Origin of the sequence: Citrobacter sp. wls711, assembly GCF_005281055.1 — a bacterium.
Lineage (GTDB): Bacteria > Pseudomonadota > Gammaproteobacteria > Enterobacterales > Enterobacteriaceae > Citrobacter > Citrobacter gillenii.
Window position 1 is genome coordinate 1 of sequence record NZ_SZXC01000033.1, and the last position, 13,203, is coordinate 13,203.

Annotated in this window: 15 protein-coding genes and 1 pseudogene; 15 read left to right on the forward strand and 1 reads right to left on the reverse strand. The window is 55.0% G+C overall.

What is annotated here, in order from left to right:
• Window positions 1–144: 144 nt before the first annotated feature.
• From FDW98_RS14235 to FDW98_RS14295, 13 genes and pseudogenes are all read left to right on the forward strand, one after another.
• Window positions 145–753 carry a TetR/AcrR family transcriptional regulator gene (locus FDW98_RS14235; protein WP_000379506.1) on the forward strand — a complete coding sequence of 203 codons (609 nt, stop codon included), beginning with the start codon at window positions 145–147 and terminating at the stop codon, window positions 751–753.
• Window positions 750–1,901: an efflux RND transporter periplasmic adaptor subunit gene (locus FDW98_RS14240; RefSeq protein WP_016236501.1), complete on the forward strand. Its 1,152-nt coding sequence runs from the start codon at window positions 750–752 to the stop codon at window positions 1,899–1,901. Before FDW98_RS14235 ends, FDW98_RS14240 begins: the two co-directional genes overlap by 4 nt.
• Complete coding sequence (locus FDW98_RS14245; RefSeq protein ID WP_137397143.1) at window positions 1,898–3,103, forward strand: ABC transporter permease; 1,206 nt, start codon at window positions 1,898–1,900, stop codon at window positions 3,101–3,103. Before FDW98_RS14240 ends, FDW98_RS14245 begins: the two co-directional genes overlap by 4 nt.
• A 1-nt stretch (window position 3,104) precedes the next feature.
• A complete protein-coding gene (locus FDW98_RS14250) occupies window positions 3,105–3,815 on the forward strand; it encodes an ABC transporter ATP-binding protein (protein ID WP_004393997.1) in 711 nt (236 codons plus the stop codon).
• A 28-nt stretch (window positions 3,816–3,843) separates the two neighbouring features.
• A complete protein-coding gene (locus tag FDW98_RS14255; protein ID WP_003056106.1) occupies window positions 3,844–4,317 on the forward strand; it encodes a cytochrome c in 474 nt (157 codons plus the stop codon).
• Window positions 4,304–5,791, forward strand: coding sequence for an efflux transporter outer membrane subunit (locus FDW98_RS14260; RefSeq protein ID WP_137397142.1), 1,488 nt, complete (start codon window positions 4,304–4,306; stop codon window positions 5,789–5,791). Before FDW98_RS14255 ends, FDW98_RS14260 begins: the two co-directional genes overlap by 14 nt.
• Before the next feature lie 130 nt (window positions 5,792–5,921).
• Entirely contained in the window at window positions 5,922–6,479 is a 558-nt protein-coding gene (locus FDW98_RS14265) for a recombinase family protein (RefSeq protein WP_137397141.1), read from the forward strand.
• Window positions 6,480–6,481: 2 nt separating this feature from the next.
• Window positions 6,482–7,492, forward strand: a pseudogene (locus FDW98_RS14270) (DUF4158 domain-containing protein); the annotation flags it as partial.
• Window positions 7,466–7,702 (forward strand): Tn3 family transposase, encoded by a 237-nt coding sequence (locus FDW98_RS23830; protein WP_235635075.1) that lies wholly within the window; start codon window positions 7,466–7,468, stop codon window positions 7,700–7,702. The pseudogene FDW98_RS14270 and the gene FDW98_RS23830, both read left to right, overlap by 27 nt.
• Before the next feature lie 215 nt (window positions 7,703–7,917).
• Window positions 7,918–8,238, forward strand: a complete 321-nt coding sequence (locus tag FDW98_RS14280) for a DUF134 domain-containing protein (protein WP_001137910.1) — start codon at window positions 7,918–7,920, stop codon at window positions 8,236–8,238.
• Window positions 8,213–8,674, forward strand: coding sequence for a NifB/NifX family molybdenum-iron cluster-binding protein (locus FDW98_RS14285; protein ID WP_000626969.1), 462 nt, complete (start codon window positions 8,213–8,215; stop codon window positions 8,672–8,674). Before FDW98_RS14280 ends, FDW98_RS14285 begins: the two co-directional genes overlap by 26 nt.
• 247 nt (window positions 8,675–8,921) lie before the next feature.
• Window positions 8,922–9,272 carry a PaaI family thioesterase gene (locus FDW98_RS23510; protein ID WP_023135766.1) on the forward strand — a complete coding sequence of 117 codons (351 nt, stop codon included), beginning with the start codon at window positions 8,922–8,924 and terminating at the stop codon, window positions 9,270–9,272.
• Window positions 9,273–9,386: 114 nt separating this feature from the next.
• Window positions 9,387–9,863 (forward strand): Dps family protein, encoded by a 477-nt coding sequence (locus FDW98_RS14295; protein WP_000043177.1) that lies wholly within the window; start codon window positions 9,387–9,389, stop codon window positions 9,861–9,863.
• Between the two features lie 304 nt (window positions 9,864–10,167).
• Here the strand turns inward: FDW98_RS14295 and FDW98_RS14300 are convergent, their stop codons facing one another.
• Window positions 10,168–10,518, reverse strand: coding sequence for a helix-turn-helix transcriptional regulator (locus FDW98_RS14300; protein WP_000928911.1), 351 nt, complete (start codon window positions 10,516–10,518; stop codon window positions 10,168–10,170).
• Between the two features lie 161 nt (window positions 10,519–10,679).
• Between FDW98_RS14300 and FDW98_RS14305 the strand changes: the two genes are divergently transcribed.
• Both FDW98_RS14305 and FDW98_RS14310 read left to right on the forward strand, forming a co-directional pair.
• The gene (locus FDW98_RS14305) at window positions 10,680–12,338 is read left to right on the forward strand and encodes an FAD-dependent oxidoreductase (protein WP_000706606.1); all 1,659 of its coding nucleotides are present in this window, start codon (window positions 10,680–10,682) and stop codon (window positions 12,336–12,338) included.
• A 245-nt stretch (window positions 12,339–12,583) separates the two neighbouring features.
• Complete coding sequence (locus FDW98_RS14310; protein ID WP_001243598.1) at window positions 12,584–13,048, forward strand: isoprenylcysteine carboxylmethyltransferase family protein; 465 nt, start codon at window positions 12,584–12,586, stop codon at window positions 13,046–13,048.
• The last annotated feature ends 155 nt before the right edge of the window (window positions 13,049–13,203 follow it).

The following is a 13,203-nucleotide window of genomic DNA, read 5'->3' on the forward strand; positions in this document are numbered from 1 at the left end:
AAGGAGGGAGTGACCATCTCATTAAATAAAGCACGTTAAGCCCATTGCAGACTCTAGATATTGACGAGTACGTCGGGTTTTCTCTTGTTTGAGTTGCCTCTTGTGGTAAGATAGTAATCAATTACTATCTTACAAGGAGTGCTCGTGGACACCCATCCAAAGCATCTGCCGGCCGATGAACGTCGTGCCGTAACTGTCGAGTCCGTCGTGGCGCTTGCCGGTTCACAAAACCCAAGCGAGATAACCACTGCGGCTATCGCTAAACACATGAACTTGACCCAGGGTGCGCTGTTTCGGCACTTCCCGAACAAGGAAGCCATTTGGCAGGCGGTCATGGAGTGGGTAGCAGAGCGCCTATTAGCCAGAATCGATCGATCCGCACAAGGAATCGAGTCGCCCTTGGCAGCCATGGAGGCGATGTTCATGAGTCATATCGAATTCGTAGCTGAGCACCCAGGCGTGCCAAGAATGATGTTTGGTGAGCTTCAGCGTGCCGAATCGACACCGGCCAAGCGCATGGTGCAAACCTTGATTCAGCGCTACAGCGAACGTTTGCATCGTCTCATCGAGAAAGGCAAGGCCAGCGGCGAGTTGTCTCCCTCGCTTGACAACGAGGCGGCGGCAACGCTGTTCATTGGCACGATCCAGGGCTTGGTCATGCAATCGCTGTTGGCGGGTGATGTGGGACGTATGCACCGCGATGCGCCGCGCGTCTTTGCAATTTATCGGCGTGGCATAAGGAGTGCGCAATGAAAAAGTTACCCTTGCAAGGCCGCACCCTGGCACTGCTTGCCGTCATCATTCCTTTGCTGGTGCTTTTTATTTATGTCGGTCTGCGATCAGGGCCGCTCGCCCCGGTCGCTGTGACGGTGGCAAGCGTGGAATCACGGGCTATCACACCGGCGCTGTTCGGCATCGGCACGGTGGAGGCGCGCTACACCTACAAGATCGGGCCGACGTTTGCCGGGCGCGTCAAACGCCTGGAGGTGCATGTAGGCGACCAGGTCAAGGCCGGACAGGTGCTCGGCGAGATGGAGCCGGTCGACCTTGATGATCGGGTGCGCTCACAGGAGTCTGTATTCAAGCGGGCGGAAGCGGCTTTGCGCGAGGCAGAAGCCCGGCAAGCCTACGCGCAAACCCAGGCGCGCCGCTATGAGCAATTGTTTGCGGTGCGCTCGACCAGCGAGGAAATCGTCACCACCAAGCGGCAGGAACTGCAGATCGCCGATGCCGCCCTATCCGCCGCTCGGGAAGATATTGCCCGGGCACGCTCCGACCGCGAAGCACTCGTCGCGCAGCGGAGCAATCTGCGCCTGATCGCGCCGGTCGACGGTGTAGTCGCCGTGCGCGATGCCGATCCCGGCACGACCATCGTCGCGGGCCAGGCCGTGGTGGAAGTGATCGACCCCAAGAGTTTGTGGATCAATGTGCGCTTCGACCAGATCAGCGCATCGGGGCTGGCTGGGGGGCTGCCGGCTCATATCGTCCTGCGTTCGCGTGGTGGCCAGACCTTGAAAGGTCGCGTGCTGCGGGTGGAACCCAAGGCCGACGCGGTAACCGAGGAAACGCTTGCCAAGGTGACATTCGATAACAAACCAGAACCTTTGCCACCAGTGGGTGAACTGGCCGAAGTCACGGTTGACTTGCCGGCGCTCCCGGCCGCTCCACTGATCCCCAACGCTGCCGTCCAGCGTGAAGGCGATAAAGTTGGTGTCTGGCAAATCGTGGATGGTGATCTGCATTTCTCCCCGGTCAAGCTCGGCACTTCCGACCTCAATGGTTACGTGCAGGTGCGCGAAGGGCTCAAGAATGGGGACCAGGTTGTGACCTATAGCGAAAAGGCACTGACGGCGCGCAGCCGCATCCATGTGGTCGAGCATATCCCGGGAGTTTCACGATGATCAGCCTGGCCGGCCGCGACATTCTCCATGCCTGGGGGAAATTCGTCTTCACCGGCATCGGTCTGGGTCTGCTGATCGGCGTCACCCTAGTCATGGCTGGGGTGTACCGAGGCATGGTGGACGACGGCAAGGCGTTGCTCGACAACAGTGGCGCTGACCTTTGGGTGGTGCAAAAGGATACTCTGGGTCCTTATGCGGAGTCGTCCAGCCTCAACGATGACGTGTATCGCGCCATTCTCGCCATGCCGGGAGTCTCACAGGCAGCGAACGCGACCTACCTGACCATGCAGGTACGCAAGGGCGAGAGTGATGTACGCACCATGGTGGTCGGCATCGCGCCCGGTGCGTTGGGGGCTACACCCGGATGGCCTCCTTATCTCGTCGCTGGACGCCAGATCACGCGCGGTCACTACGAGGCTGTGGCCGACATCGCCACCGGCTTCAAACTGGGAGATCGTCTTACCATTCGCCGCAATCATTACACCGTCGTGGGGCTGACACGGCGTATGGTGTCGTCCAGCGGCGACCCGATGGTATTCATTCCGCTCAAAGATGCCCAGGAGGCCCAGTTCCTCAAGGACAACGATGCCATCTGGCAAAGCCGGCGTCGCACCGAAGCCAACCCGGTCTTCAATCGACCCGGTGATCCAGGTTTGCTGGATGCCGTGATTGCTTCACAGAGCAGCAACGCGTTCGTCAATGCCGTGCTGGTCACTCTGAAACCTGGTCATGCGCCGGACGAGGTTGCCGAATCCATCCAGCGCTGGAAGCGTTTGACGGTCTACACCCGGGCACAGATGGAAGACATCCTCGTCGGCAAGCTGATCGCCACCTCGGCCAAGCAGATCGGCATGTTCCTTGTGATTCTGGCCATCGTTAGCGCGGCCATCGTTGCCTTCATCATCTATTCGCTGACGATGGACAAAATCCGTGAGATCGCGGTGTTGAAGCTCATCGGCACACGCAACCGAACCATCGCCGCGATGATCATGCAGCAGGCGCTCGCCCTGGGCGTGATTGGCTTCGTGGTCGGCAAGATCACAGCCACCTTTTCAGCACCGGCTTTTCCAAAATATGTCCTGCTCACGCCAATGGATTCTGTCGCCGGTTTTTTTGCCGTGCTCGTGATCTGCGTTCTAGCTAGCCTCGTCGCCATTCGCATGGCACTCAAGGTCGATCCGGCCGAAGCCATTGGAGGTTGAGATGAGTGGCAAAGGGATACACATCGAAAGTTTAAGCAAGCGGTATGGCGATGGTGACACCGCTGTCTTTGCCTTGAGAGACGTGAATATGCATGTTGCGCCTGGTGAAGTGGTGGGACTGATCGGCCCTTCCGGGTCCGGCAAGAGCACGCTGCTCAAGTGTCTGGGTGCGGTGATCGAACCGACCGCCGGTCGCATGACGCTGGGCGATGAAGTGATCTACGCCGATGGCTGGAAAGTCCGCGACCTGCGCGCCTTACGGCGTGACAAGATCGGTTTCGTTTTCCAGGCGCCGTACCTGATTCCGTTTCTCGATGTCACCGACAACGTGGCGCTGCTGCCGATGCTTGCAGGCGTCGCGAATGGAGAGTCACGCGCGAAGGCACTGGAATTGCTCACAGCGCTTGATGTGCAACACCGAGCTCGCGCAATGCCCTCGCAACTCTCCGGTGGCGAGCAGCAACGGGTCGCCATCGCGCGCGGACTGGTCAATCGTCCGCCGGTGATCCTGGCCGATGAACCCACTGCGCCGCTGGATTCCGAGCGCGCCATGGCTGTAATCCGCATCCTCAACGACATGGCCCGGAAGTTCGAGACCGCCATCATCGTCGTCACCCATGACGAAAAGATCATCCCCACATTCAAGCGCATCTACCACATCCGCGACGGCGTGACCCATGAGGAAGCTGGCGAAGGGCGGGAGTTCGAATGAGAGAACGATTGAATTACAGGAGAATTTCATGACCCACCGCAAACACAGCCACGCATTTGGAACTATCACCCTGACCGTTACGGCCTGCCTGCTTTTATGGGGTTTTCAGTTGCCAGCTTGGGCTGGTGACGCTACCCAGGTTGAGCCACTGGCGCTACGCAAGATCATGCAGGAACTCGGGCGCAACATGCAGGCTATTACCGGTGCGATTTCGCAGGAGGAATGGGTTCAGGTCGTTCAGCTCGCCCCAAAAGTTGCTGCACACCCCGAGCCACCGCTTACTGAAAAAATGCGCATCCTTGCTTACCTCGGCGCTGATGCGACCAAGTTCAGAAACTTTGACGCGCAGACTCACGAGGCGGCGCTGGCCATGAAGCTGGCTGCTGCGAGCAGCGACGGCAAGGCGGTGATCCAATCATTCGCCCACGTGCAGGAAAGCTGCTTGGGCTGCCACCAAGCTTTCCGTAAACCTTTCGTGGAGCATTTTTATGGAGCACGCTAAAACATGCCAGCGCCCCATCAGCCTCGAAAGACGGCTTGCGGCAACTTACCTGGTAGCTGGTCTGGTCACCGCCGGTCTGGCCGGCTGCGCCGCCGGCCCTGATTTTCAGCGTCCCACCGCACCCGATGTGGCTCGCTACACTGCAACACCGGTAGCTGATAGAACCGTGTCCGCTCCCACGCAGTTTGGCGAAACACAACGTCTAGTCGAAGGGCTTCCGATCGAAACGCAATGGTGGCAAAGCTTGGGTTCATCCGCACTCGACGGACTGATAAACGAAGCTTTCCATGTCAGCCCGACGCTGGCGAGCATCAGCGCCAATTTGCGACAGGCGCAGGAGCTTCTTGCCGCACAGGCGGGCTCGACGCAATATCCACAGGTAGATGTCGCACTGGGATCTCAGCGCCAGCAAATGAGTCCCAGTAGCCAAGGGTTGAGCGGAGACGCACGTCAATTCAGCCTCTACAACGCCAGCGTTGGCGTGCATTACAACCTCGATCTGGCTGGCGGCAACCGGCGCGCACTCGAAGCCTTGGCTGCTCGCGCCGACTACCGTCGCTTCGAACTGAATGCTGCGCGCCTGGCCCTTGCCGGCAACATGGCAACCGCTGCCATTACCCGAGCACGCCTCGCCGCGCAACTAGAAGCCACTACTGCCATTTTGCGCGTGCAGGATGAGCAACTGCGCCTAGCCCATGAACGCGTGCGTATCGGTCAGGCCTCACCTGATGAAGCGTTGAGCCTACAAGCTCAGGCGGAGCAAACGCGGGCAGAACTGCCTGCGCTGCGTAAACAACTGCAACAAACCGAACATCTACTGGCGGTGCTAGCCGGTCGTGCCCCAGGCACGGGTGGCATCCCGGCCTTCACTCTGGCCGATTTCACTCTACCCGTCGAGATGCCGCTCGTCGTGCCCTCAGAACTGGTGCGCCGCCGACCGGATATCCAGGCGTCAGAGGCGCTGTTGCATGCGGCCAATGCAGACTATGGTGTGGCTGTCGCCAAGCTCTACCCACAGATCAACCTGAGCGCCAACCTTGGTTCTCAGGCGCTGACCACCGGTGCCCTGTTCGGTGGTGGCTCGGCAGTGTGGGGCCTGGTTGCGCAGCTCACCCAGCCTCTTTTTAATCCAGGGCTACCCGCTGAAAAAAGAGCGGCGCTCGCCGCTTTTGATGCCGCCGTAGCCAATTACCAGAGCGTCGTATTGGAGTCTTTGCGTAACGTCGCCGACACCCTGCGCGCGGTGGAAAGCGATGCACAAACTTTGACTGCCCTCGCTGCCGCTGATATGGCTGCACAGGCCTCCTTGCAGTCGGTCGAGCGGCAATACCGGCTGGGCGCGGCCAGCTACCTGCAACTGCTCATCGCGCAGCAACAGGCACAGTCAATCCGGATCAATATGGTTGCGATCCAGGCACAACGCCTAGTCGATAGTGTTGCTTTATATCAGGCCCTGGGAGGTGGTGTCAGTTAAGACTATACCCTAACCTGATGTCAGATATTGAGCACAAACAACGTCAGAGTAGGGTATTAATTTATATTTATTGACACATTCAGCCAAGGGTAATAGATTTCATCCTGACATTTTTACCTTTGGAGGCATCTTGCAAGGTCAACGTATCGGCTACATTCGCGTCAGCAGCTTCGACCAGAATCCTGATCGACAACTGGAACAAATAGAAGTCGGCAAGGTATTCACCGATAAGGCTTCAGGCAAGGACACACAACGTCCCGAACTTGAAAGGCTGCTGGCCTTCGTCCGCGAGGGCGACACCGTGGTGGTGCATAGCATGGACAGGTTGGCACGCAACCTTGATGACCTGCGCCGCATCGTCCAAGGGCTGACACAACGGGGCGTGCGCATGGAGTTCGTCAAAGAAGGGCTAACGTTCACCGGCGAGGACTCACCGATGGCCAATCTGATGCTGTCGGTCATGGGAGCCTTTGCTGAGTTCGAGCGCGCTCTGATCCGCGAACGTCAGCGCGAGGGAATCGTGCTGGCTAAGCAGCGCGGGGCCTACCGGGGACGAAAGAAATCGCTGAACAGCGAACAAATTGCCGAGTTGAAACGGCGAGTTGCGGCAGGCGAGCAGAAAACCTTGGTGGCCCGTGACTTCGGCATCAGCCGCGAAACCTTGTACCAGTACCTGCGGGAAGACTGACCATGCCACGCCGCTCAATCCTGTCCGCCACCGAGCGCGAAAGTCTGCTGACACTGCCAGATGCCAAAGACGAACTGATACGGCACTACACGTTCAACGAAACCGACCTGTCGGTGATCCGTCAGCGTCGCGGCGCCGCGAATCGATTGGGCTTCGCCGTGCAGCTTTGCTACTTGCGATTCCCTGGCATCTTCTTGGGCGTCGATGATCCTCCATTTCTGCCCCTGCTGCGCATGGTGGCCGCACAACTCAAGGTGCCGGTGGGAAGCTGGAACCATTACGGCCAGCGCGAGCAGACACGGCGGGAGCACTTGGTCGAGCTGCAAACGGTGTTTGGATTCAAGCCCTTCACCATGAGTCATTACCGGCAAGCCGTGCATACATTGACCGAACTGGCCTTGCAAACAGACAAAGGCATTGTGCTGGCCAGCACCCTTGTTGAAAACCTGCGGCGGCAGAGCATCATCCTACCCGCCATGAATGCCATCGAGCGCGCAAGCGCCGAGGCCATTACCCGTGCCAACCGAAGCATCCATGCGGCATTGGCCGATTCCTTGATACCTGTCCATCGCCAGTGCCTGGACGAACTGCTCAAGCGCAAGGATGGTAGCAAAATGACGTGGCTAGCGTGGCTGCGCCAATCGCCCGCCAAGCCAAACTCGCGCCACATGCTTGAACACATCGAACGCCTCAAAGCCTGGCAGGCGCTTGACCTACCTGCTGGCATCGAACGGCAGGTACACCAAAACCGCTTGCTCAAGATCGCCCGCGAAGGCGGCCAGATGACGCCCGCCGACCTGGCCAAGTTCGAGTCGCAGCGGCGTTACGCCACCTTGGTAGCACTGGCCATCGAGGGCATGGCCACCGTCACTGATGAAATCATCGACCTTCACGACCGTATCATCGGCAAGCTGTTCAATGCGGCCAAGAACAAGCATCAACAGCAGTTCCAGGCTTCCGGCAAGGCGATCAACGACAAGGTGCGGATGTATGGGCGCATCGAGCGCACGCTGTTCATTCTGGATTGGCTGCAAAGCGTGGAGCTGCGCCGCCGCGTCTATGCGGGGCTGAATAAGGGCGAGGCGCTGGACGACACGTTGCTGCAATATCTGTCCCCGCTGGGGTGGGAGCATATCAACCTGACCGGCGATTACCTATGGCGCAGCAGTGCCAAGGTCGGTGCGGGGAAGTTCAGGCCATTGCGACCGCTGCCACCGGCTTAGCGTGCTTTATTTTCCATTTTCTGAGACGACCCCCTTATGGCAGCACTTTAAATTGAGTCTCATACAGTATCTGTTTTCTTTCTCTTCATCTCTCATGACCTGCTGCCCACTTACAGACTCCAGGGTAAAGCAAAAAATTCTCCACCGGTGAGCAGAGTATATTGCATATGCCAGTTTATGAGTGTATATATAGCATATGCTAATAAGGAGCCTTCATGCCAAGACCCAGAATTCCCCGTAACATCTGTGGCCGCCCTGCGGATACCTGTTTTAAGCCCAATGCGCGACCGATGAGCCAGCTTGAACATGTTCATTTAAAAGAAGATGAGTTTGAAGCGTTACGGCTGGTCGATTTACTGGGCATGCAACAGCAGGAAGCGGCTGTTGCAATGGGGGTTTCAAGGCAGACACTGGCCAATGTCCTGAAAGCAGCCCGTTTTAAGGTTGTGGACTGTCTCACTCAGGGCAAGGCCTTAATAATGCACTCTGAAAGGGAAGGAGTTACACAAGATGATCACAGCCATTCCAGTGAATGACGACCGGGTAGCAAATCATTTTACCAAAGCGAGTCACCTTGTCCTGGTGGATGAGCGCGGTGTGGAGCTCAGCCGGACAGAAAATCCCGCGCTGGGCGCAGATTGTTCAGGTAAACGGAAGCTGGTTGACCTGCTGGTTCAACAGCAAGTCAGCCGCGTTGTGGTCCGTAACATCGGGGAACGGATGCTGGGTAAATTACTGGGGCATCAGATCGCGGTGTACCAGACTGACTGTGGTCGTCGTTTGTTCACTGAACTGTGTGATCCGGATACCCGTGTTCTGACTGAACTGAATAAGCCGGAGCAGGGACGCCAGTCCTTTCATCATGAGGCGAAAGGGAAAAAATGCTGTCACTCTGACGGGAACACAGCAGAAAATGCGTGCCAGGGTGGGCGTCAGCATCATCACGGAAACGGGCGCTGTTGCCATTCATGAGTTTATTTCATCACGGGCGGTGATTTTTATCAGACCCGTATTGTGTATAAACCAGGAGCCGGAATGTGTGGAGGAGGCAGTAATGATGCCGGGGGAGCCCCTCAGCTGACTGAATTCCGGATGCCTCCCGTCAGTACAACCGGACGCTGAGCAGAAACAGATGAATTGTTATCTTGATGCCAGAAAGGCCCATACCTGTTGTATGGTCTGTAGTTCCCGCGACAACAACCCTGATACGGTGAACTTAATGTTTTCAGAGCACCCGGATGGCTCTGTATGTGCGGACTACACGGCCAATCACAGGCATCAGGGGTATACGGGTCTTTTACATGGCGGAATGACGAGTACCCTGCTGGATGCAGCAATGACTCATTGTTTGTTCATGCAGGGTGTGCAAGCCCTGACGGCTGAACTGACGGTAAGATTCATTTCACCCGTTTGTACCGGAGACAAACTGATGGTATGTGCCAGACTGCTTGGGCAACGCAGGGGGATTTACCTGCTTGAAGCATGGCTGACAAAAGGACAGCAGACAGTGGCACGTGCCACGGCGAAATTCATTGTTCCGTCGCAGGATATTGCTCTGGCGCATCGCTAGTGTGACAGACGACAGGTGTACCTGGTTATTATAAAAATTTGAGGCGTGTTTTGCTCAGACCGGAAAGAATAATCGCATATCGTATATTCCACTGAAACCGTGTAAGAGGTAGTTATGAGTAAACAAATCATTGATATTGGTATTGCTGAATCATCCCGGGTGGAGATTGCAGACGGCCTGTCCCGGCTTCTTGCTGACACCTATACCCTGTATATAAAAACACATTACTATCACTGGAATGTAACTGGCCCCATGTTTAACAGCTTACATTTAATGTTTGAAAATCAATACAATGAGCTGGCCACTGCCGTTGATGATATCGCTGAACGTATACGCTCGCTCGGATGCTTCGCGCCCGGCACATATCATGAATTTTCACGTTTAACAGCGGTTAATGAAGATAAGGATATTCCGGCAGCAAAAAACATGATTGAAAATCTTGTCCAGGGCCAGGAGACCGTGGTTAAAACTGCACGCTCCCTGTTCCCGCTCGTTAATAATGCGAATGATGAAGCCACAGCAGATCTGCTTACACAACGTATCCAGTTACATGAGAAAACTGCCTGGATGTTGCGTAGCCTGCTTGAATAATGTCACCACGTGGCAGCAGAAAAAACGGTTTGTCAGCCACAGGCTATTACTGACAGTGCAGAATCATCCGTGTTCCTGTGGCTGTTTTTTCTGACCGTCACAGTATTAAACACCATTGAATCAGTGGGTTAATCAGTGAATGCGTGAACGAGAAATACAGTCCGTGACGGGCATCATCGGCTGGTATATCCGGACCACTGTTGTTTTCCCGTTAAGGTATCGCAGGTTCCGGTCTGGCATTTCACAGCCTGAACAGGGTTAATGATGCACGGATAAAACGGTTTACGGGGAAAGCAGGATCATATTATTCGTTGTTATGGCTTCCTTTACCGGTGCCTGCCTGCGGGCAGTAGAGATCATATAAGGTATTTAACAACGTCATGATACGGTTATCCTCAATACGGTAATATACCATTTTACCTGCCCGTCGGGTCTCGACCAGCTTCAGGCGGCGCATTACACCCAGCTGCTGGGACAGGGTCGGCTGAGTGATACCGACCGCCGCTTCCAGCCCGGCCACATTCGCTTCCCCCAGGCTTAACTGACACATCAACAGCAACCGGTCGCTGTTGGCCAGTCCCCGTAAGACATCTGCTGCCCTCAGGGCCGCATTCTTCATATCTGTCTGACGTTTTGTGTCTTCATTCATGAGCATTGCTGATTTCTCATACTATGTGTTTTTATATAATATAATTTAGTATACTGACGGTATCGTAATTTTGCCATCGTGTTCGTCAGGTCTGCAGCGTCCTGCCGGCCCGGGGAAACGATTATATCTGGCAGGCATTTTTGCCCCGGGTGAACAGAGAGGATGTAATGAAAATAGTGATTGTTGGTGGTGTTGCCGGCGGGGCATCCGCTGCAGCCAGAGCTCGTCGGTTATCAGAGGATGTCAGTATTGTTGTGTTTGAACGGGGAAGCGATGTCTCTTTCGCCAACTGTGGATTACCTTATCATATAGGCGGAAAAATTCCTTTAAGGCAGTCACTGATTCTGAAAACCCCGGAGGATTTTAAATCCCGCTTTAACATAGACGTCCGTATCTGTCATGAAGTGACGTCAGTGGATCCGGTTAATAAAACGGTGACGGTTAAAAATCTGACCTCAGGGGAGGTCTATAGCGAAGAATGGGATCGTCTGCTCCTCAGTACCGGCGCCGCTCCGGTTGTCCCTCCTTTGCCCGGGCTACAGGAAGAGGGTGTCTTTACGCTGCGAAATCTTACTGACATGGATGCTATCCTGGGGTGGATTGAGCAACATCACGTAGCTCACACCACGCTTGTCGGGGGGGGATTTATCGGACTTGAAGTGATGGAGGCTCTGAGCGAACGGGGGATCAGTGTGACCCTGCTGGAGATGGGGGAACAGGTTATGGCTCCGGTTGATCCTGAAATGGCATCTGCCCTGCATCAGGAAATCCGGAGTCATGGCGTGGATCTGCGTCTCAGAACGGCGCTCACCGAGGTACTGCGGACAGAGACGGGATTCCGCGTTGCACTGTCTGAGGGTGGGTTTCTGCAGACCGACATGGTTATTCTCGCCATCGGGGTAAAACCTGAGAACAGCCTTGCCACAGGAGCCGGGCTCGCAGTGGGTAAACGGGGAGGCATAAGCGTCAATGCCTGTATGCAGACCAGTATCCCTGACATCTACGCCGTGGGGGATGCCGTTGAAACTCCAGACTTTGTCTTTCAGGAACCCGCTAATTTTCCTCTGGCAGGGCCCGCCAACCGCCAGGGACGCATTGCTGCTGATAACATGCTAGATCGTCACAGCCTTTACCATGGCAGTCAGGGGACATCCATTTGTAAGGTATTTTCGCTGAGTATTGGCAGCGTCGGTGCGAATGAAAAGCAGCTGAAAGTTCATGGCACCCGATACGAGAAGGTTTACGTCCATGCCGCTGATCATGCCGGTTACTACCCGGGGGCAACGATGATCAGTCTGAAACTGCTGTTCAGCCCCGATACCGGTAAAATTCTCGGGGCTCAGGCATCAGGGAAAAAAGGGGTTGATAAACGCATCGATGTCCTGTCTGTCGCACAGCGCGCGGGGCTTACCGTCAACGATCTCGAACATCTTGAGCTGACTTATGCTCCACCTTTTAACAGTGCAAGGGACGTCGTTAACCAGGCTGGTATGGTGGCGACAAATGTAATGAAAGGAGATACGGTCATATGTCATGTCAGCGATGTGTTACAACGGGAACCGGGCAGTTATTGTTTACTTGATATTCGCTCTCCTGCCGAACTGAAACAATTTGGCGAATATCCTGACGCGCTATCCATTCCACTGGATTCCCTGCGGGAGAATCTTGAAAAAGTGCCTAAAGATAAAGAGATTTTTATAGGGTGCCAGAGTGGCCTGCGCGGGCATGTGGCATACCGTATTCTTCAGGCCCACGGCTTCAGGACATATAATCTGAGTGGTGGCTTTATAACCTGGCAGGCGGTAACGGAGTCAATAAGTAAATAAGAGATGAGGTGCCATACACATGGCACCCTGAATCGCCACAGGTTTAACAGTGAAGTGGTCTGCTGAATTTGTTCACCTGAACAGAGGTGTGGACTGACCCCGCACCGTTATAAGGACAGTTATGAAAAAAATAACTTTTCAGATCAGGCATATAATGTCAGATTCATGGTCACTATAGGAATGGCAAGGACTGGATTTTCATTTTGCAGCCATCAGGCTGCTTAGTTCAGAGATAGGTCTGTGTAATGCGTAACTTCGTGACTCGATTGAGAGTATGGTTTCCGCCCCCACTCATCTTATTGCTGTTTTTCGTCACTGATGTGTTGACTGCAATCCCGCGTTTTACCTTCGACATCGTGAATATAGTGCTAAGCGTGTTGCTGACCGGTGTTTGTATTACCATGATACTGCACACCGCTTGGCAGATGAGCACGAACGGCACGACGCTTAATCCGCTTCATCCGGATAGAACCACCAAGCTGGTAACTGTCGGTTGTTACGCATGGAGTCGAAACCCTATTTACCTTGGAATGAGCGGGCTCCAGTTATCCGTTGCTCTCTGCTTTGGCAGCCTGGTGGGGATACTTGCTGTACCGTTGTTTATGTTTGTAGTAGCCAGATTACATATCCATGTTGAAGAGGTACAGCTTCGAAAACGTTTCGGGTTGGAATGGGAACGCTATACCCAACGGGTTCGTCGCTGGTTATAGCAACCCCGTGGTGTTGCAGGAGACAAATAACGTCGAAATCATAAAGAAAAGAATTCATCATCCTTGAGCTTTTATATCGTAATCGTAAACCAGGTGCCGTATGTAGCCATTGAGCCAGTGCTGGTACCTTAGGGAAGGTGCGAATAAGCAGGTCA